The sequence below is a fragment of the Veillonella parvula genome (genome assembly GCF_047241225.1).
GTDB lineage: Bacteria > Bacillota > Negativicutes > Veillonellales > Veillonellaceae > Veillonella > Veillonella parvula_O.
Genome location: NZ_JBKTIE010000002.1, coordinates 436044 through 457265, shown reverse-complemented (window position 1 = coordinate 457265; position 21222 = coordinate 436044). Strand labels below are relative to the sequence as shown.

Sequence of the window (21222 nt, the reverse complement as noted above, 5' to 3'; positions counted from 1 at the left end):
GAGAGGTCTATATGAAGTTTTTACAGTCTTTATCAGCGCAGGTGTCTCTGCGTACGCAGGGGGCTATTTTGGCACTCGGCTTGTTATTTATCATATTAGATGCGCTTACGGAGCCTATGAACCCAGCTATTGATTTGGCGTGGGTAACGGTCATCATTTGTGGCTTGCCATTGCTCATCAACAGCGTGCAAAGTATTTTGGATCATTTAGAGATTCACGCTAATTTTCTCATCGTGATAGCCATGGTCGCGCTCATTGCGATTGGAGATTATCATACGGCGGCTTATGTAGGTCTCATCGTACATGGTGGCTTTTTCTTAGAGCAGCTTATTACGGGCGACGCACACTATACATTGGATGATGACATGTTGCCGACCATGCCTACACAGCTTGTAGCCTTGCGTCAGGGCATCAACAATTATTCATCCGTCATCGTTGTGGCCGTTATGTTACTTTCCATGGGTTCCTATGCATTGACACAGAACTTTATGCATACCATTACATTGCTAGTTATCCTTTGTCCATGCTCTTTGGAACTCGTTCTTGTAGCACTCATGATGGGGTCCCTTGTAGATGAAAACTCTCCGACAGCGGGACTTTCAAAAGAGGCGAAACAATGCCATTTGGGCCTACTTATCGTGTCCATTTTGTTCCACGTTGCCATCATCGGTGCTGGCGTGTTAGGATCTATTAATCCTGTAACAGCTGCTGCATTGCACGGCTTGGCGCGACTCGGTCTCGTGTATAATTTGAAAGTATTAAACGGCTCCTTGTGCGTCGCATAAAAAATTAAACTCCCCTAGTAATCCTAAGATTACTAGGGGAGTTTTGTATATACAACAGTGAGTTGCACAGTATGTATTTTACATTACGTATTATATAGTACGTAACGTATTATATGGTACGTATTATACAGTACGTATTCTATTGTTGTCCTTTGTCTCCAAGTGTGAGGAGTAGGAATACGATGGATAGGATACATGCACCAACGAGGGCAATGAAACCACCATCCCAACCGTAGAGGTCAACCATGAGACCCATGAAAGCACCAGCACCAGCAGAACCGATGAGGTAACCAAGAAGGCCTGTAAGACCAGTAGCACCACCTGTTGCTACGCGTGGTACCATGTCTGCAGCTTGAAGGCCAATCATCATAACAGGACCGTAGATGAGGAAGCCGATAGCAATGAGTGCTAAGTTATCGATGAGGACATTGCCGGCAGGGTTAAACCAGTATACGAGGATCGCCAAGATAACGAATAACATGAAGCAAATCGTAGCTGGAGCACGGCGGCCGCGGAATACGCGGTCACTCAAGTAGCCACTTACGAGCATGCCTGGAATACCAGCCCATTCGTATAAGAAGTAAGCCCAACGGGAACCTTCTTTTGTGAAGCCTTTCACAGCGGTTAAATAGGTCGGAGCCCAGCTAACTACGCCGTAACGGATGAAGTATACAAAGATATTTGCAATCGCAAGATACCATAAGTATTTATTATGCAAAATATATTTGTAGAAGATTTCTTTGAAAGTACTTTTTTCTTCATTTGCTGTATGTGTATGAACGACTTCATGTTTGTATTCTTCGATAGGAGGTAAGCCACAGGATTGAGGCGTATCTTTCAACAATACAAAGGTAATAATCGCTAACACGATAGAGATAAGGGCAGGGAAGAAGAAGATACTATGCCATGTACCGAATAGGTAGATGCCAAGCGTAGCAAGAGGAGCGATGATGCCGCCACCTAGGTTGTGGGAAACGTTCCACCAGGACCACCAAGCACCGCGTTCGGAACGGGAGAACCAAGTTACCATGTTTTTTGCATATGGAGGGTAGCCCATACCTTGGAACCAACCGTTTAATAAGGCAAGAACGCACATGATAGGAATACTGCTCATAACACCTGGTAAGGTGCCGAATAATAACATAACTAAAGCACTCAGCAATAGACCTACTGTGGAGAAGTATTTTGGGTTAGAGCGGTCAGACGCATTACCCATAACAAATTTACTTACGCCGTAAGCTACGGATAAGATGGTCATAACTATACCAAGATCCGCTTTGGTGTAGCCGTACTCAGCAATCATGTACGGAACAGCCAAGCTAAAGTTTTGGCGGATCAAATAGAATGTAGCATAACCAATAAATGTACCTGCAAAGACTTCGCGACGAAGACGTTTGTAGGTGGAATCGATTTGCGCCTCTGGTAAACGTTCAATATGAGGAGCAGGAGAGAAAATTGACATCGTTACACATCCTTTCTACAACATGTCATTTGTAATAATACCATGTAGGGTATGTAGTCGACTATACTTAATTTTTTATTATAATAAATAGTTATTAGAAAATTGCATTATGGATAGTATTGATTAGGGTGAAATAGTATTGAATGGATTGAGAATTATCAAAATATCTTCTATGTAAAAATTATTAGATTTGCAAATACATATATGAATAACTGTTCATGCATTTGTGTAATGAGGCTATGCAAGAATAATATAATCTCAATAGATCCAGTATTTACCTGTGCTTTTGATTATATATGAATATTTGTACATATTTTGTTGTTGACACAAATATACCCATATGGGTATAACATAATCATAAGGTATACCCCTATGGGTATAAAAACAATAAAAATGGTAAACAGAACGATAAATAACATGTTTGCCCTTAAGGTGTTATATACATGGACGCATGTATGTAGACCGTAATCAATGTGTACATATCATTATATATAAGCTTTCACAGGAGGTAATTATGGAACGGTGGAGCAAAATAGCAGAATGGTTCGATTTGAATCGTGAAAAGATTACATTAGTAGCCGGTGGTATCGGCGTAGTATTTAGTTTATTAGGCGTTCGTTTAGGCTTGCCATTCGACTGGGCTTGGTTCACGATTATATTGTGTGGGTTGCCTATCGTGTGGGGCGCAGCGGTTGCCATGTATGAAGAGTTCGACGTAAAAGCAGATTTGCTTGTGTCCTTGGCGCTTATTGCAGCTGTTGCTATTGGCGAAGTATTTGCGGCCGCAGAAATTGCTTTCATCATGCAACTGGGGGCCATGCTTGAAGAGTTTACTGTATCAAAAGCGCAAGCGGGCATCGAACGTCTCGTTAAATTGACGCCTACAACAGCGCGCATTGTTCGTAACGGCAAGGAAGAGGTATTGCCTGCAGATATTGTAATGGTAGGCGACGTAATCCGCGTGTTGCCAGGTGAGGTTATCCCTGTGGATGGTACGATTTTGTCTGGTGATACAGCGATTGATCAATCCGTTATGACTGGCGAATCCATGCCGGTAGATAAAACGACGGGTGACGAAGTATTCTCTGGTACGGTGAACCAATTCGGCGCTTTCGATATGACTGCGACAAAAGAGGGCGAAGATAGTTCTATTCAACGTATGATTAAGCTCGTTAAATCTACAGATCCAGGCAATGCGAAAATCGTTAGCCTTGCAGACCGCTGGGCTACGTGGATTGTAGTGATTGCGTTATTGGCAGCGGTTGGCACCTATGTGGTAACCGGTGAAATCATTCGTGCCGTGACCATCCTCGTTGTGTTCTGTCCTTGTGCTCTCGTATTGGCAACGCCGGCAGCGATTATGGCAGCTATTTCTAATGCGAGCCAACACGGTTTCCTCGTGCGTCGTGGCAATATTATGGAACGCTTGGCGAAGGTTGATACGATGACCTTCGATAAAACGGGTACATTGACCTATGGTACGCCTGAGGTCACTGTCGTTGAAACTGTGGGTTCCATGCCTACTGATGAGTTGTATCGCTTGGTGGCTTCTGTAGAAACTAAATCTGAGCATCCATTGGGCAAGGCTATCGTGAATGGATTTATGTCTCATTATGGTGAAAGCTTTAATTCCGTAGATTCCTTCCGCATGGTTCCTGGTAAAGGCTTAGAGGCGACTGTACAAGATAAAGCCGTTTTGGCTGGTAACGAAGCGATGATGACCTTGTCTAATATTTCTATTGCTGACTCTGTGAAAGCGGCTGTTCATGAGCATTTGAACCGAGGTGCATCCATTGTATATGTTGCCGTTGATGGCGTATTGGCTGGCTATGTGGCTTTGGCTGACCGTGTTCGCCGTGAAAGTCGCGCCGTAGTAGAGTCTTTAAACGATCTTGATGTAATGCCTGTACTTTTAACAGGTGACCATGTGGCAACAGCAAAAACGATTGGTAAACGATTGAACGTATCCAATGTGATTGCAGACTGTTTGCCAGAAGACAAAATGGATACAGTGGCTCAATTACAACAAGACGGCAATATTGTAGCCATGGTTGGCGATGGTGTAAACGATGCACCAGCTCTTAAAAAATCCGACGTTGGCATCGCTATGGGCGGTGTTGGTAGCGATATCGCGGTAGAGGCAGCAGATATCGTTCTCGTAAACGACAATATTACAGAAATTCCTCATCTCGTGGCCTTATCTAAACGCATGATGACCACAATTAAGGTAAACCTTTCCTTCTCCTTAATCTTGAACTTTGTGGCTATCATCTTGGCAATGGTTGGTACCTTATCCCCCGTGTGGGGCGCCCTTGTTCACAACGGCGGTAGCCTTCTCGTAGTGGCAAACTCTGCACTATTGTTGCGTTGGGCTTATAAATCTAACCACGTAGTAGATGATGACCATTCCGTTCTTGTGAAAGCAGCTCGTAAACGCGTGTTTGAGGCTTAATGATAGTTCATTATACATATAAGTATGGAGTGTGCATCGATTTGATTACTAAATCGGTAAGCGTTAAAAAATAATATAGTCAATAAAAAGTGCTATCTATTCCTAACGAAACTCAAATAGAGTTGTAGGATAGATAGCGCTTTTGTTTTATATATTCTTAGCCTTGATTAATCAATGTATGTTACAGGATAGCCTCTTGCTTCGATTTCACGACGGTTAAGACCATTTGGTAGATCTGGGTAGCCGATAGCGAGGCTAGCGTAGACTTTTTCGTCTTCGCTAAGACCTAGTTCACGCATTTTGGTTTGGATGCGTTTATTATCTTGAAGATGACGGATTTGGTTAACCCAGCAACTGCCAAGGTCGAGTTCATTGCAAGCAAGCATCATGTTTTGCATAGCACAAGATACATCAGCAAAGTTATTAGCATAGTTTGCTTTACTAGCTAATACGATGAGCACAGGTGCATTATAGTGGAATATAAATTTGCCTTCGGCGGACATCTTAATGATATTCACCATGTAAGGTAAAGTATTTTCTGTAATCGGCATTTTGCCGTATTCTTCTTGAATGAGTGTTACTAGTTCTTGAAGCACATCTTGGTTTGTAATGACCATGAAATGTGTTAATTGCGTATTACCGCCAGATGGAGCACGACGACCAGCGTCGAGGACTTGATCGATAAGTTCTCGAGATACTTGATCTGCTTTAAATTTACGTGTACTATGACGAGTTTTGATGCACTCTAAGGTGTTCATATAGGCCTCCTATTATAAGTTAGCTTTGATATAGAATTTCTTTTATTATACTACAAGGAAGGACCTAGTAGGGGGCGTATTTTTACTAAGTCATTTATTAGGAGACGGGCCTGCAACGAAAGAAGATTTCATTGAAAACAGAAGTTATAACTTTCTAATTTAATATCAAATTAATTTATAAATAAAGTAACAACTTTATGGTATGATTTTTACCCATAAATTCTATAGAAGCGCCTAATTCTTAACGAATAAGAAAATAAATATTAATTAATTGACAAATTTAAAAATATCTGTTCAAAGTGGGCTTTTTGCGTTGACTGTTTACCGTAAAATTGTGTACAATTAATTAGCAGATAATTGTGTGCATATGGAGGTAGAATATGGCAGAAATTGGTGTACTTGAAGGGTACAAACATAAAGAAGATGTTCCTGATTCAGAATATTTAAGATTGGAAAATCAATTGAGCTTTCCACTCTATGTAGTGGCAAAGGAAATTGTTAATGCATATCGTAATCACTTAGATCCTTTAAATTTGACATATACTCAATACATCGTAATGATGGCATTGTGGCAATATGGTGATTTATCCGTTAAGGAATTGGGACAAGTATTGCGCCTTGATTCCGGTACATTAACACCGCTTTTAAAGAAATTAGAAGCCAAAGCATTCTTGAAACGCAAACGCAGTCGTCAAGATGAACGCGTAGTTATGGTAACCCTTACTGATACGGGCAAAGCATTACGTGATGTAGCGGTTCATATACCACGCCGCTTGGCTGAATCGTCAGGTCCTATATTTGACGTAGAAGAGACACGTCAATTGCGTATGTTGCTTAATAAATTGCTAGAAGCAATCGATAACGCAAATGCAAAAACAGCAGAGAACATGAAGGGCTAATTTGATACAACCTCATATGCATATATTCTGTAACTTTGGAAATCTAAAAATTTTATTAAAAATGTGATATACTATACATATAGCGTATTGTATTCAAGTCATGTGAGAGTATGACTGATTCGTGATTTGCTCTCGTGGCACAAAGGAGATCATTATGAATAAAAATTTATTAGGTGCATTTGTATTAGCCGGTACATTATTAGTAGGTGGTGTTGCAAACGCAGCAAACTGGAATGGGTTAGCTAACTACCCAGAGGTTCCAAATAGTGCAAATGGTACAGAAACGTATTTCTTTGATAAAGCATCTGAGTTTAAAGGTATCGATAGCAGCCGTAACAACGTATTTGGTGTTAATGTAATTAACATGCATAATAACCAATACGGGGAAGCTACATTGTTCAAATATCTTGTTAATCCAAGCTTACATACTGTATATCGTTACGCTCCAGATGGTCAAGTTTACCAAATTCAACCTGGAACAAATGAGTTCAATATGTTCATGGCTGCTTGGAAAGAAGTATACGGCACAACTTTCGAATTCCCAGCGTTATAATCTGATGGCCCGTGCCGTAATAATTACATAACTATTGCTGGTGAAAGCTCCTTTTGGGCTTTCACCAGTGTTGTTTATGGAGGTTTTTTATGTCTAAATCTGAATTTGCTCAAGCCTATACGGAGCGTATGTTCCCTGATATTGCAGCCCCAGCAGGTTATATTGATCCAGAGTTTGAAATATTGTTTGATAATTTTGCCTTTGATGAAGTCATCACCGAAGAAGGCCGTAATGTATCGGCAAAGGATCGCTTCTTAGCCATTCTTGCTACATTAGTAGGCGCCTCCGCTGTTGATGAATATGCATTAATGCTACCGGCAGCATTAAACTTTGGTCTTATTCCTGATGAAGTGGTAGAGCTCATTTATCAAGCGGTGCCCTATCTTGGCATCGGACGTGTGCGCCCATTCTTTAAGGTGACCAATAAGATTTTTGACTATCGAGGAGAAACCATTGTTGATCCCTCTCGCAGCACAATCACTGGAGAGTCCCGTCTTGAAAAAGGTGTAGAAAAACAAGTGGAAATCTTTGGCGAGTCTATGCGTAATTCTTACCAAGAAGGGCCAGAAGATATTCGTCATATCAACAAATGGCTTGCCAATATGTTCGGCGATTACTATACGCGTAAAGGCCTTAGCGTGGCTCATCGTGAAATGATTACTTTCTGTTTCCTTGCGGCTCAAGGTGGCTGTGAAGCTCAACTCAAGGCTCATGTAGAAGGCAATTTAAACGTAGGGAACAGCAAACAATATTTGATTAACATCGCATCCCAATGCGTGCCGTATATCGGCTATCCTCGTACCTTAAATGCCCTTCGTTGCATTCAAGAAGGCTACACCGCATGGGAAGCTAAACAATAAAGGAGTTCTATGTTTGATTTAAATCCGGTTCAGATATTAGCAAGTATTCCTGCTATTATGATCGTTTTTTCTATTTTTGGATATGCAGAGGCGAAGGTTGCAACTTGGTTTGGTGATCCAACGCCGCGTTTGGCGGGACGCCTCACATTGTCACCAATGGCGCACCTTGATCTAATTGGTACCATCTGTATTATTCTTGTTGGCTTCGGTTGGGCAAAACCTATGTCAATTAATCCATCTTACTTTAAAGATCCACGACGTGATATAAGCTTGCTTGCCTTTGCAGGGCCTGTGGCAGGTCTTATAGCAGGCTTCATATTCACCTTTATATATATGCTTCTTGGAAAATTAGGCCTCATGGAGTCCCAAGGTCTTGCCATGGTTATGCAATATATTATTTTATATAGTATTGGCTTATCAATCTTCTGTTTGATTCCGTTCCCACCATTGCCTGGATTTAATATCATCTTGCCGTGGTTGCCTACAGAGTGGCAGATGAGATATTACCAATTAGGGATGCTTAATTTATTATTCTTTATCATCCTTATTAATACACCCATTATTTCTATGGTGATTCGTCCATTACAACAAACGATATTTAAAATCTACTTTGCCATTATTGGGCTCATACTATAATTATATTTTGTGAAAGTTTCTACCATAAAGATAATATCTTTATGGTAGTTTTTTATAGTTTATAGATAGATTTAGCTTATCTTTACATATAATGTATTTGTAAATTTTTTTCGTTTTTTATAGTAACAATTTTACTTTTGACTGTTCTTTGGATTTTATATTAAAAACTATCGATGTAGTTCCTCAATTGTGTTATAATAAATACAGAAATCGTAAATTTTCGATATATTAATATTACAGTGTATTATTAGATACTATCAATAGAGTAAATTGATCTGTTACATCGATATGTAAATCAATACACTAAATTGACACGTAAATCGATATATTAAATCGATATATTAAATTGATACAGTATATAGATATTCAAGTGAATAAATGAGGAATTACATATGAATTTTGAAGAAAACCAAGTGCCAGAGGCGATTCTGGACAAGCTTACAAAGGTGTGCACATGCCGTAGTATTACGCGCAAAACGATTAAAGAAGCCATTTTAGATGGTGCTCATACATTTCCACAAGTAAAAGAAGCAACTCGTGCTGGCACGGGCGCTTGCGGTGGCAAAGGCTGTGGGCCTCGTATCGTAAAGCTCTTAGCGGAAATGAAAGAGCAAGGAAAAATTTAATTTGCGAAATGTGACATACACATTTTACACATCCAAAATGTAAGATACATAGTTTACACTCCAAAATGTAAACTATAATGTTTACACAACAAAAATGAAACATATAAAGATTGTTATTTGATTCTCTCAATGGATATACACGTTGGGTTTTCGAGTAACAATCTTTTTGTTTTGTAAGATGCATGTACTATACTGCTGCTTGTCGTGTATTGATTATGTTGGGCTCGTTTATATTTTTTGATATACTATACATATTACTTTTTAGAGATTTAAGGGAGGTATGCATGTTTCGACGTTTCGTAGCAGCCACTATGATTGGTGCATTAGCACTCACAACGGGCTGCGGTTTACATAATCCATTTACTTCAAAGGCAGAGCCTGTGACCTATGAGTCCGTGGCACAAAGCGAGCTTTCACCAGAGCAAAAGGTGGACAAGTTAGTGGCTAATATGTCCGATGCAGACAAGGTGGGGCAATTGTTGATGATTGGCATTCACGGCACAACGCTAAACGATGACGCTAAATTTATGCTCAACGAGTACCGTGTGGGCGGTATCATCTTGTTCGACCGTAATATGGAGTCCAAGGATCAAGTTAAAACGCTCATTGCAGATATTAATAAGGCTGGTAAAAGCGTCGGTTTAACGCCATTGTTCCTCGGCATCGACCAAGAGGGTGGTGCGGTAGCGCGCATGGAGGATCAGCTCATCAAGGTTCCTCCTGCAGAAGAATTGGGCAAGACATCTGTTGAGCAAGCGGTATCCTTAGCAAAACAGTCTGGTGTGGAACTAAAAGACTTGGGATTCAATATTAACTTTGCTCCTGTGGCGGATTTGGGATTAACCTATGGCCGTTCCTTTAGTACGAACCCTGATGAGGTCGTTCGCTATGCAGGTGCCGTTGGCAAGGCTTACGATGAAGCGGGCTTGTGGTATTCCTATAAGCATTTTCCAGGCATTGGTAAGACCGATGTAGACTTGCACGCGGATACAAGCATCGTTCCTGTATCTAAAGAAACATTGCTTTCAGAGGACACAAAGGTATTTATAGACCTTATCAAACAGTCTAAACCGAATACCTATACAATCATGGTGTCTCATGCGATGTACCCACAAATCGATCCAGATCATCCTGCTAGTTTATCGAAAGCGATTATTACGGATTGGTTGCGCAAGGACATAGGCTATAATGGCGTTGTCGTAACGGATGACATGGACATGGGGGCCCTCGCAAAACACTATACCTTTGGTGATATGGCGGTGCAATCTATCCTAGCAGGTAGCGATATCTTGCTCGTATGTCACGAATACGAACACATGCAAGAGGCTTATAATGGCCTTATGAAAGCCGTGAAAGACGGTCGTATCTCGAAAGAACGACTCGATGAATCGGTGAAACGTATCTTGCTTATGAAAATGAGCAAAATTTCTTAGGCTATTTATTTTATTGGTAGGAATTAATTAAGCGTATAACGAATATAGAAAGTGGAAGTACTATTCATTGAAATCGCATCTGAGTTGACACTTAATGGAGACAAACTTTAGAATCGTTACAATAGAAAAATATATAGTGTATACATAACGAGCTTTCAAGGATTTTATTAAACCGATAGAGAATTAATAAGTAAAGTGATTCTCTGTCGGTTTATTTTTTATTGTATAGTTTGTTTTGTTAGGAGTGAAGTATATGGCTCGCAGAATAATGTTGAACGGTACGTCCTATTTTGGACAAGGCGCGATTCAGGAGATTGTGAACGAAATTAAGAATCGCCATTTCAAAAAAGCCCTCGTTACATCTACGCCAGATTTATTTGAATTTAAAGTGGCTACAAAGGTTACGGAGTTGCTTAATGCGGCAGGTATTGCTTATGAAGTCTACGACGGTATCAAACCAAATCCTACCATCGAAAACGTAACGGCTGGTGTTGAGTCTTGTAAAGCGGCTGGCGCTGATGTTATCGTTGCCGTTGGCGGTGGTAGTCCAATCGATACAAGTAAAGCGATTGCTACTATTATTACGAACCCTGAGTTCGCCGATGTACGCAGCCTTGAAGGTTTAGCGCCTACTAAGAATCCGTGCTTGCCAATCATCGCTGTTACTACTACATCTGGTACGGCAGCAGAGGTTACTATTAACTATGTTATTACGGATGTTGAAAAGAACCGCAAATTCGTTTGTGTTGATCCTCATGACATTCCAATCGTTGCCATCGTGGATCCTGATATGTCCGCATCTATGCCAACAGGTCTTTGCGCTGCCACAGGTATGGATGCCCTCGTACACGCCGTAGAAGGTTATATCACAAAAGGTGCGTGGGAGCTAACTGATATGCTCCATTTGAAAGCTATCGAAATCATCGGTCGTTCCTTGCGCAGCGCTGTGGCTGGTGATTATGCAGGTCGTGAAGCCATGTCTTTAGGTCAATACATCGCGGGCATGGGCTTCTCCAACGTAGGCCTCGGCATTGTTCACTCCATGGCTCATCCATTGAGTGCTGTGTACGATATTCCTCATGGCAAGGCTTGTGCCATGCTGTTAACAGCAGTATTGAAATTCAATGCCCCTGCTACAGGTGAAAAATACCGTGAAATCGCTCGTGTTATGGGCGTTCCTGATGTAGATAGCATGAATCAAGAAACCTATCGTCAAGCAGCAATCGATGTCATCCAAAAGCTAGCTGATGATGTAGGCATTCCTAAATCCCTTAGCGAAGCGGGCGTGAAACGAGAAGACATTCCATTCCTCGCTGAATCTGCTTTCAACGATGCATGTACACCTGGTAACCCACGGGACGCATCCTTAGAAGAAATAATCGGCATCTATGATTCCATATTCTAATTAGCGTCTTTACATATTTCAAATGCCTCCGAATGTGTAAAGAAAATACATTTACACACTTGCTTAATAAAACTAGCCATCTCTTTTTAGAGGTGGCTTGCTTTGTGTTTAAAGAGTTACCTATTGTTTTGTGACTCGGACCTTTTATCTCATGTTCCGTGAGAAAGCTATTTTTATACGTAATCCTTTCTTGAAAATGGTGGTTTACATAAGTATACTAAGGATATGAATGCATAGTTCGTGTAGACCTATGTCGGCAGAGGAACGGTTGGTTTTGGTCACTGCTAAGGAGGATGTTATGAAATTATGGAAATTTAATAAGCGTAGTTCTACCTTGGCAGATATGTCCATGAATCGAGTGCTCTTAACGGAACTCATTGCAAAGGGTGCTCTTGTTGGGGTGATTGCAGGTTTTTTTGGGGCATCATACCGCTATTTGATACTTGAATCAGAGCATATCAGGTGGCATTTGATGGATGATATTACTATGGAATGGGCCATGGGTTGGCTTGTGGTAATGGTCATTTTTGCGTTTATTGTAGATCGATTGCTCGCATGGGCCCCATTGTCTGGTGGTTCTGGTATCCCGCAAATTGAAGGGGAAATGCTTGGACTCTTTGATATGAAGCCCTATCGGACACTAGTATCTAAAATGATTGGTGGCGTACTGACCGGCTTTGCAGGATTTTCCGTAGGTCGTGAAGGGCCAGCCGTACAGATTGGCGGCTCTGCTGGGAAGATTGTGTCCTACTGGATGAATTCGGGACTACGAGAACAGCGTATTTTGACATCCGCAGGTGCTGGGGCAGGCTTAACAGCTGCCTTTAGTGCGCCCGTATCGGGGGCGATGTTCGTCTTTGAAGAGGTACATAAAAGCTTTTATCCGTATCTCGTTGTACCAACCTTCGTGGCAACTTTGATTTCTAACTATATTACAGTTAGTATCTTTGGACTTACACCAGCGCTGGGCTTTACGGTGACCTCAGGGGTTCCTCTTGAATATTTCCCGATACTGCTCATGGTTGGTGTTATCATGGGGCTATGTGGCGTGTTATTTTGCCGTATGATTTTTGCTTTCAAGAGGTTCTTTGACTGGCTCAAATGTTCTCGATTCTTGAAATTAGCCCTTACCTTTGTGGCGGTGGCAGCCATTGGCTTTGATTCGCAGCTCCTCTTGGGTGGGGGCAATGACCTTGTGGGTCAGCTTGCCTTTCAATCTCATGGCGTATTGCTCTTAGGTGGCATCGTATTAGGCAAGATTTTACTTACCACCTTCTGCTATGGCAGTGGTGCTCAAGGGGGCATATTTTTGCCCATGCTCGTAATTGGTGCTGCAACAGGTGCTTTTTGTGAAAGCTTACTTTCAACCTTAGGACTTATTTCTCCTGATTTTGTACCACAGTTCGTTATCTGTGCCATGGGAGGGATGTTGGCCGCAGCTATGCGTACTCCCATCTTGGCGATTTTGCTCGTCCTTGAAATGACGAATAGTTTCTCTAATATTTATGCTATCGGTACCGTTACGCTAGTGGCTTATCTTGTGGCGGATCTTTTAAAAGAACCGCCGATTTACGATTCCTTGTTGCAAGCCATGAGTGGTCAAAGCAATCTAGAATCTGTACAAACCTTCTTTCAAACGAAGGTGCCTGTGGTGGCAAACTATACGGATGTACAGTTACAAGACTTGGCATTACCAGATGGTACATTGATCGTAAGTATTCGCCGTAATGGTACCTACATTGTGCCATTAGGCGATGTAAAACTCGAACCAGGGGATGAATTACAAGTCTCTTGTGAGCGTGGCCGATTGAAAGCCGCGAAGGCGTATTTTCAATCTAATTAGGAGTGTTAGTAGATGACACGGGATTATCCTTTGTATATATGGAGAAACAATAATTCAAACGGCATGGGAGGGGTTAATGTGATTGATAATATAGTGGTATTCTATATATTCTTTACCATAGTTGGCTTTTTAGCAGCTATGATTGGTACCATCATCGGTGCCGGTGGGGGCCTTGTGTTTGTGCCTCTCTTTATGTACTGGTTCCCAGAGTGGTCTCCATCTATGGTTGTAGGAACATCGCTTTTTTCTGTTATGTGTAACGCCATTTCTGGATCTATAGCGTATCTTAAGCAAAAAAAGGTATACATTAACGCTGCTATCATCTTTAGTCTTGCTACCTTTCCGGGGGCTATTTTAGGTGCCCAAATGTCTGGATGGTTCTCTGGTAAAGGCTTTATGTTTGCCTTTGGATGCTTTATGCTGTGTGCATCCGTATTGATTGGTTTTAAAAATTTTAGAAAAGGGGAAAGAAAGGAAGAAAGCCTTACTCTTGAGCAGTTGAGCTATAGTAAATCTATCGGTATTAGTATTAGCTTTTTTGTTGGCTTTATTTCGAGTATCTTTGGTATCGGTGGTGGCCTCATCCATGTGCCGGCTTTGATTTATCTCATGGGCTTTCCTACCCATATGGCAACGGCTACAAGTCAATCTATTCTCGCCGTATCAACAACGGTGGGGGTTATTACACATTTAATTGAAAGCCACATCATTTTTAGTATTGCTATCCCTACTAGTATTGGCGCTATCTTTGGTGCTCAAGTAGGTGCTCGTATTGCAAAACGTCTCAAAGCAAAAGCTATCCTCGTCCTCATGAGCATAGCTGTCTTTGCATTGGCGGTACGCCTCATTCTTAAATCTGGTATTTTGGGATAATATGGTTTTATAATTAATCTATCTTTAATAAGCATAATTTAGTAAAGCTCTCTAATGGTGATTCGTAAGCGTTTATCATTAGAGAGCTTTCTGTATTTTCAGCATTTTATAAAAGGGTATAACTAAAAGTCATAGAGAACTATAAATGAGAATGAAAAATTTAAAATATATAAATCATACTATTTTTATGCATAATGTTGGTAATGTATTTACTATAGAATTATAGGTAGTACGAATCGTTGTTTAGAGAGGTTTTAGCATATAATTACTGACTATATCTATACATGCTTAATAAATAAGGATTCTTGATTGTATATGAGGAAAAATGGGTACATGATAATGCTAATGAGATGTACTTTCAACTGAGGGAATAAAAGGGTAATGCATATCGATTTTTATTAGAAGAGATATAAATTATGCATAATTATAGTGAGGAGAATGAGAACGGCGTATACTAAAAGTAATAGATTCCTTAAGAAAGGATAGGAGGAAATAGAAGTGAGTACACTTATTAGAGATTATGAACGTTTTGCCAAGGAGGCAAATGAGATTTGTAAAGGTCGCGTATACACCGATCATTTACGTCGTTATGCATATGGCGTTGATGCGTCTTGCTATAGCTATTTACCAAAGGTAGTTGTTAAAGCTGAAGATGAACGAGAAGTAAGACGGCTTATTCGTTTGTGTCAACAATGTGGGACACCATTTACATTCCGTGCGGCCGGCTCCTCCTTGTCTGGTCAATGCTCCAGTGAAGATGTGCTCATCGTATGTAATGATGGCTTCAAGAAAATGGAAGTTATCGATGATGGGAAAGCCTTGAAATGTGAATGCGGTGTTATCGGTTCCGATGCGAATGATTTATTGAAACCGTACAATCGTAAAATTGGTCCAGATCCTGCAACGCTTGCCACAGCATTAGTAGGTGGTATCTTGAATAATAACTCCTCTGGTATGTGCTGTGGTACGGCGCAAAACTCTTATAAAACAATTCGGTCCATTCGCGTTGTATTATTAGATGGCTCCATCCTTGATACGTCTGACCAAAAGAGTATTAATCAATTCCTTAAAGAAAAACCTCAAATGGTAGAGGATATCTTACAATTGCGTAAGGATATTTTGGCCGATGAAGAATTGACACACTTGATTCACCATAAGTACAAAATCAAAAACACCACAGGTTACGGCTTGAACTCCCTTGTTGATTTTGAAGATATTATTGATATCATCAACCACTTGTTCATTGGTTCTGAAGGTACATTAGGTTTCGTGTCTGAAATCGTATATAACACTGTTGAGGACGTACCGTATAAAGGCTGCGGTCTCATGTTCTTTAAAACATTGAACGATGCATCTCTTGCTGTTGTAGCCTTGGCTAATATGGGTCGTGACAAGGTTGTTGCTGCGGAAATGATGGACTATCAATCCCTTAAGGCCGTTCAATCGCTAGATAATGTGCCTGAATTTGTTCGTGAAGTGCCTGAAGGTACAAGTGCTATCCTGTTCCAAACTGAAAGCTACTCCAAAGAAACTGTCGATGAAAACTTAGCTTTCATTAAAGACAAATTGAAAGATATTCCAACAGCTATTCCAAGTCTTTACTCTCAAGATGCTAAAGAATACGATTCCTGGTGGGCAATCCGTAAAGGCATTTTGCCAATCGTTGGTGGTCAACGTAGAAAAGGCACCACTGTTATTACAGAAGACGTATGTTTCCAAATCGAAGACTTCACTAAGGGCATCGAAATGCTTACCGAATTATTCCACAAATACGATTTCGTAGATGGTGGCGTAATCTTTGGCCATGCGTTATCTGGTAATGTTCACTTTAACATTACACCTGACTTCAGCGATCCTAAAGATACTAAGAACTTTGGCGATTTGGTAAAAGAAATGTCCGAACGCGTCTCTGGCTTCGGTGGTTCTTTGAAAGCTGAACATGGTACAGGCCGCATGGTGGCACCTTTCATTGAAATGGAATGGGGCCGTAAAGCGTACGAAATTAACCGTCGCATCAAAGCTATCTTTGACCCTGAACGCATCTTGAATCCTGATGTTATCATCACTGATGACCCAGATGTGTATAAGAAAAACCTTAAAGCTCAATGTGTTATCGATGATGCTTTTACAATCTGTATGGAATGTGGTTTCTGTGAAAAACATTGTCCAAGCCGCAATTTAACATTGACTCCTCGTCAACGTATTGCATTGTTGCGTGAAACAAAACGCCTTGAAAACGAAGGCAATTTCACATTGGCTGCGGAACTTAAAAAAGGCTATGAATATTTTGGTGTAGATACCTGTGCTGCGTGCTCCATGTGTAAAGGCCTTTGCCCGCTCAGCATCGATACTGCTCAAATTGCATTATCTATGCGCCGCATCGATCCTCCAGCACCGGAATTAGCTAAGAAGATTTACGATAATTTCCCTACTACACTTCAAATGGCTCGTGCCGGCGTAAGTCTCGAAGGTATTGCAGGTTCTATCGTTACACAAAAAGCGATTTCCAAGATTACAGAAGGCTTACATGGTGTAACAGGTATTACTCCGTACATTCCTAAGACTACACCTAAGGCCAATCGTTACAGATTGAGAAGCCGTATTAAACCGACTAATTTTGAAAAGGTTGTATACTTTAGTACTTGTGCGAACCGCGCCTTCAAACCTAATCAAGGTTACGACGATGAACGCAGCTTGCAACAAGTAGTGGAAAGCCTTTGCAACAAGGCCCATATCGATATTATCTACCCTCAACATATCGAAAACCTCTGCTGTGGCTTGAGTTTTGAAAACTATGATGACGTTCATGAGCGCGCTGTTAAGGACTTACACGATGCATTGATGCAAGCATCTCAAAACGGTAAATATCCAATCGTGATCGATCATAGTGCATGTTTCAACCATGCTTTCAAACACATGCCAGACTTAGAAATCAATGATATTTCTGAATTCTTGTGTAAATACGTTGTACCTCATCTCGATATTGAAAAATGTGATGAACGGGTCATCGTACACAAACAATGTAAGATTAAATCCTTGAATAAATCTCAATATATTGAAGATTTGGTTCGTCTATGCACAGACCATGTATTTAACATTAAATCTTTTGCATGCGATGGCTTTGCTGGTCAAAAAGGGTTCTTCACACCAGAACTTAATAAATCTGCTACCAAAGACCTTGCTGCTGAAATCGCTGAATACGGTGCAACACTAGGCGTAAGCTCCAGCTCTACCTGTGAAATCGGTCTTGGTGAAAGCGGTGGCATCCCATTCGTTGGCGTTGCATTCCTATTAGATCGTTGTTCTAAGGCTAAGAAATAAGTCTTGTATATCTATTGCTATTTACGTTAACGTTGCTAGTAGTTTATGTTAAAGTAACTGGTAGTTTATATTAATGTTGCTTTAATATTGCTCGCAAATTATGTTAAAACTAGTAATAGTTTTTTAGGGGTTTTATGAGATTTATTTCTAATTCTTTATTTTTCTAAGAAATGTGGTATACTAAACGTAGGTAGTAGAGTGTATGAAATTACCTGCAATATAACCAAAAAAAAGGACGAGTGGCAGCTCGTCCTTTTTCTTGCTTATTTTTTGTTTTTATTGTTAAGCCAGTAGCTGTAGGTAGTTACAACTAAGGCAACAATAATAGGGGCAAGCAAGGTGCCCCAGAGTGCATAAAACAGCTCCTGCAATATACCACCTCCTTTCGGGAGGTATTTTATATTATATCATCATGCTAAGGAGTCTTGTATATAATTAATGATCGGAGAATTCTTAATGAAGAAATTTGTGCTTTTCTTTCTTTTAATAATAGCTCTTACGGGATGTGGATTGAATCAAAATACGAATAGTAATAAAACAGAATCAAATGTAACTAGTTCTGCTACTGCAACTGGTTCCTCTACATCTGCTGCGGGAAACAGCCAAGCGACTACCAAGCAAGATGACCATCTAATTACAGCAAAGCAAGCCTTATCTGCTGGTGAGTATTCGAAAGCCATAGAGGAAGCCACTGCGTCTATTAAACAAGATGCTAACAACGGAGAAGCCTATTCTGTACGCGGCTTTGCAACAGCATTAAATGGTGATGCGGCTAAAGGGTTGACAGATACTAAAAAGGCTTATGATTTAGATCCTAGCAATGTGGCTAATTACTATAACATGGCCATGGTCTATAAATTGCAAGGTCAGTTAAACGATTCTAAACAATGGTTTGAAAAGGTATTGGAAAAGGACCCTAGTAACACTTGGTCTGTGTATGGTATTGCTACTATTTATGCAGACCAAGGGGAAGATACTAAGGCTCTTGATTGGCTAGAAAAGGCTATAAAAATTGATCCTTCTGTAAAAGCTGTTGCAGCCGAACAAGACCATTTTGAACGCTTTCACAATAATAGGCGATTTAAAACATTGGTAGGATTATAGTTTTAATTCTATTGAGTACAATAATATTATTAGAGTAGAAATGATGTTTCCTGATTCTATTAGTCACTTGACAAAATTGATAAATGACCTTTATATATTAATTCTATTCATAAAAATCATATTAGTATATAATTAATATATATAAATTAGGTTGTGTATTGATGGAAGGAGAGGATTCATCATGAAACTATTCGGTAAAAGGGTAGCAATGGCTGTGTTGTGTGCGGCGACATTGACATCCCCATTTTTTTTGAGCGGTTGTAGTATGTCAGAATTATGGCAGGGGACTGAACAGAGCCGTAAGGAAATTGCGCAGCGGTCTGAGCAGGATCAGGTGCAGTTATTTAATCAATATGTGAAAGCTGTAAGCCGATACAATCGCATGGCTGTCATGTTTGATTATGCGAATACGCCAACTCTTAATGAGTTAAAAGCGGGGCAGCATTTAACTGTATTTAGTGCACCGAACTTTAAGCAGTTACAAAAAGAATTAGAAGAGGCTAAGCAAGCAGGTATTCCGTATGATGAAATGAAGGAGCCTTTAGATAAGCTGCTTTCAAAATTGAACGAAATTACACCGGTAGCGGAAGAGCTCGATGCATATTATAAATCTAAAGGGTATACCACAGACAACTATGCTAAGGAGCAACAATTAGGCCCTAAATATGTTCAATTATATGAACAATTTGTTCCTATTTATGCTGACTTTGATAATGTTATGCATAAAATTAATACAGACCGCTTGCAACAACGGTTGCAACAATTGCGTGATGCAGGCAAGAAAAATGCCGCTGCAGCACAAGAGGTTCATTTGCGACTTACTGCGGTCCTAGAAAAGATCGATAGTGAAAAACAACTAGATGTAAATGCTATCAATCAAGAGTTGCAATCTATTGGTGATGTATCAAATGGTATTACTAGTCCTAAGTATGATTCTGTTAAGACCTCTGTAAACTCTACGATTGGTGCAATCCGTACCTATATGGGTTCGAAACAAGATAATGACTATAATCGTATGATTGAGGCCTATAACCATTACATTTCTAATCTGAATACGACCAATATGAATGAGTTAGATTAAAATAAGTTAGATTAATACGTCTATATAAAAGAAAGCTGTATCAAATGAGAGTATCATTTGATACAGCTTTTTTTTAGTTGATATATAGGATATACCTTACTTTTTTAGGCTAATGCGTGTTGTAATTTGGCTCGATAAGGAGAATAATACTAAGGCTATCCAGATACAACCGAAGGCGATCATCTGTGGTGTGCCAAAGCTTTCACCAAAGTAGAAGATGGCTAGCAATAAGGCAATGGTAGGGGATACATATTGCAAGAAGCCTAGTAGGTTAAGCGGCAATAGCTGTGCACCATAGGAGAATAGAACCAATGGGACAGATGTAGTTAGACCGCAGGCTATGAGCAACATGGTTGTATACCAGTTTGTGCCGAAATAGGACCACACGGTATTATCGACCATGGTCGTATATAGTAAGGCTAGCGGTGTTAATAGCCAGGCCTCAAAGGCGATGCTCGTAAAGGGAGAGATGAGTAGTTTCTTTTTTACGGCTCCATAGAGGCCGAAGGAAATGGCGAGAATCATCGACACTAATGGCAAGGATCCCACTTGATAGGTGAGTAAGGCGATGCCGATGGTAGCGATGAGGACACTCAGCTTTTTCGGTATGGATAGAACCTCTTTAAATAGGATGACACCTAATACTACATTGAAGAGTGGGTTGATGTAATAGCCAAGGCTCGTATTCATAACTTGATTATTGGCGATGGCCCAAATGTAGGTGAACCAGTTTACACTGATGATGACTGCCGCAATTAACAGTAGGAATAGTTGTGAACGTTGTTCTTTTAGTAATTGAAAGTCCTTTTTGAATTGTTTAAAGTGTAAGCCAAATACAACGATAGCCATGCAAACACCTGACCAGATAATGCGCTGTGCCAGTATATTATACGGTGAAACATGGTTTAATAATGCCCAATATAGAGGGAGTAAGCCCCAAATTATATAACAACTAAGGGCTGTGATTAACCCTTTTTTACTTGTATGCTCCATAATGCCTCCTCATGATAGTATTTATTATATCACTAATTCTCAAATCATGCGTTTTAATTATTGCATATGATTTTCAGTTATAACTTTAGTTTTGGTACTTATGATTAAATGTTATGTTCATTGACTTTGTGCATATTG

The 21222-nt window shown here is 40.3% G+C and carries 18 protein-coding genes; 14 read left to right on the top strand and 4 right to left on the bottom strand.

Going from position 1 to position 21222, the window contains the following annotated elements; genetic code table 11:
• The first annotated feature begins 11 nt into the window (after positions 1–11).
• Entirely contained in the window at positions 12–785 is a 774-nt protein-coding gene (locus ACLRYO_RS05560) for a hypothetical protein (protein ID WP_413084723.1), read from the top strand.
• Positions 786–924: 139 nt separating this feature from the next.
• Here ACLRYO_RS05560 and pgtP read toward each other — a convergent pair whose 3' ends face one another.
• Complete coding sequence (pgtP, locus tag ACLRYO_RS05555) at positions 925–2247, bottom strand: phosphoglycerate transporter protein PgtP (protein WP_123138213.1); 1323 nt, start codon at positions 2245–2247, stop codon at positions 925–927.
• 514 nt (positions 2248–2761) lie between these two features.
• Between pgtP and ACLRYO_RS05550 the strand changes: the two genes are divergently transcribed.
• Complete coding sequence (locus tag ACLRYO_RS05550; protein WP_413084722.1) at positions 2762–4699, top strand: heavy metal translocating P-type ATPase; 1938 nt, start codon at positions 2762–2764, stop codon at positions 4697–4699.
• A 167-nt stretch (positions 4700–4866) separates the two neighbouring features.
• On the opposite strand, the gene ACLRYO_RS05545 is transcribed toward ACLRYO_RS05550, so the two are convergent.
• Entirely contained in the window at positions 4867–5457 is a 591-nt protein-coding gene (locus tag ACLRYO_RS05545) for a nitroreductase (protein ID WP_413084721.1), read from the bottom strand.
• A 380-nt stretch (positions 5458–5837) separates the two neighbouring features.
• On the opposite strand from ACLRYO_RS05545, the gene ACLRYO_RS05540 reads away from it, so the two are divergent.
• From ACLRYO_RS05540 to ACLRYO_RS05495, 10 genes are all read left to right on the top strand, one after another.
• Positions 5838–6356 carry a MarR family winged helix-turn-helix transcriptional regulator gene (locus ACLRYO_RS05540; RefSeq protein WP_024061573.1) on the top strand — a complete coding sequence of 173 codons (519 nt, stop codon included), beginning with the start codon at positions 5838–5840 and terminating at the stop codon, positions 6354–6356.
• Between the two features lie 154 nt (positions 6357–6510).
• Positions 6511–6909, top strand: coding sequence for a hypothetical protein (locus tag ACLRYO_RS05535; protein ID WP_038125650.1), 399 nt, complete (start codon positions 6511–6513; stop codon positions 6907–6909).
• Positions 6910–6998: 89 nt separating this feature from the next.
• Entirely contained in the window at positions 6999–7769 is a 771-nt protein-coding gene (locus ACLRYO_RS05530) for a carboxymuconolactone decarboxylase family protein (protein WP_413084720.1), read from the top strand.
• Positions 7770–7778: 9 nt separating this feature from the next.
• Positions 7779–8405: a site-2 protease family protein gene (locus ACLRYO_RS05525; protein ID WP_004698228.1), complete on the top strand. Its 627-nt coding sequence runs from the start codon at positions 7779–7781 to the stop codon at positions 8403–8405.
• 392 nt (positions 8406–8797) lie between these two features.
• On the top strand, positions 8798–9031 hold the full coding sequence (locus tag ACLRYO_RS05520; protein WP_004694527.1) for a (2Fe-2S)-binding protein: 234 nt from the start codon (positions 8798–8800) through the stop codon (positions 9029–9031).
• Positions 9032–9315: 284 nt separating this feature from the next.
• Positions 9316–10464 carry a glycoside hydrolase family 3 N-terminal domain-containing protein gene (locus ACLRYO_RS05515; RefSeq protein WP_413084719.1) on the top strand — a complete coding sequence of 383 codons (1149 nt, stop codon included), beginning with the start codon at positions 9316–9318 and terminating at the stop codon, positions 10462–10464.
• A 253-nt stretch (positions 10465–10717) separates the two neighbouring features.
• A complete protein-coding gene (gene fucO, locus ACLRYO_RS05510; RefSeq protein ID WP_413084718.1) occupies positions 10718–11869 on the top strand; it encodes a lactaldehyde reductase in 1152 nt (383 codons plus the stop codon).
• A 298-nt stretch (positions 11870–12167) separates the two neighbouring features.
• Positions 12168–13712: a ClC family H(+)/Cl(-) exchange transporter gene (locus ACLRYO_RS05505; RefSeq protein WP_413084717.1), complete on the top strand. Its 1545-nt coding sequence runs from the start codon at positions 12168–12170 to the stop codon at positions 13710–13712.
• Between the two features lie 78 nt (positions 13713–13790).
• Positions 13791–14585 (top strand): sulfite exporter TauE/SafE family protein, encoded by a 795-nt coding sequence (locus ACLRYO_RS05500; protein ID WP_413084716.1) that lies wholly within the window; start codon positions 13791–13793, stop codon positions 14583–14585.
• A gap of 498 nt (positions 14586–15083) precedes the next feature.
• A complete protein-coding gene (locus ACLRYO_RS05495; RefSeq protein WP_413084715.1) occupies positions 15084–17906 on the top strand; it encodes an FAD-binding and (Fe-S)-binding domain-containing protein in 2823 nt (940 codons plus the stop codon).
• A gap of 263 nt (positions 17907–18169) precedes the next feature.
• Here ACLRYO_RS05495 and ACLRYO_RS05490 read toward each other — a convergent pair whose 3' ends face one another.
• The gene (locus ACLRYO_RS05490) at positions 18170–18244 is read right to left on the bottom strand and encodes a type I toxin-antitoxin system Fst family toxin (protein ID WP_229039624.1); all 75 of its coding nucleotides are present in this window, start codon (positions 18242–18244) and stop codon (positions 18170–18172) included.
• Positions 18245–18362: 118 nt separating this feature from the next.
• Here ACLRYO_RS05490 and ACLRYO_RS05485 point away from each other — a divergent pair, with 118 nt between their 5' ends.
• Both ACLRYO_RS05485 and ACLRYO_RS05480 read left to right on the top strand, forming a co-directional pair.
• On the top strand, positions 18363–19010 hold the full coding sequence (locus tag ACLRYO_RS05485; RefSeq protein WP_413084714.1) for a tetratricopeptide repeat protein: 648 nt from the start codon (positions 18363–18365) through the stop codon (positions 19008–19010).
• A gap of 181 nt (positions 19011–19191) precedes the next feature.
• Positions 19192–20091 (top strand): DUF3829 domain-containing protein, encoded by a 900-nt coding sequence (locus ACLRYO_RS05480; protein WP_287526002.1) that lies wholly within the window; start codon positions 19192–19194, stop codon positions 20089–20091.
• Between the two features lie 96 nt (positions 20092–20187).
• Here the strand turns inward: ACLRYO_RS05480 and rarD are convergent, their stop codons facing one another.
• Positions 20188–21084, bottom strand: a complete 897-nt coding sequence (gene rarD, locus ACLRYO_RS05475; protein WP_008602040.1) for an EamA family transporter RarD — start codon at positions 21082–21084, stop codon at positions 20188–20190.
• Between the last annotated feature and the right edge of the window lie 138 nt (positions 21085–21222).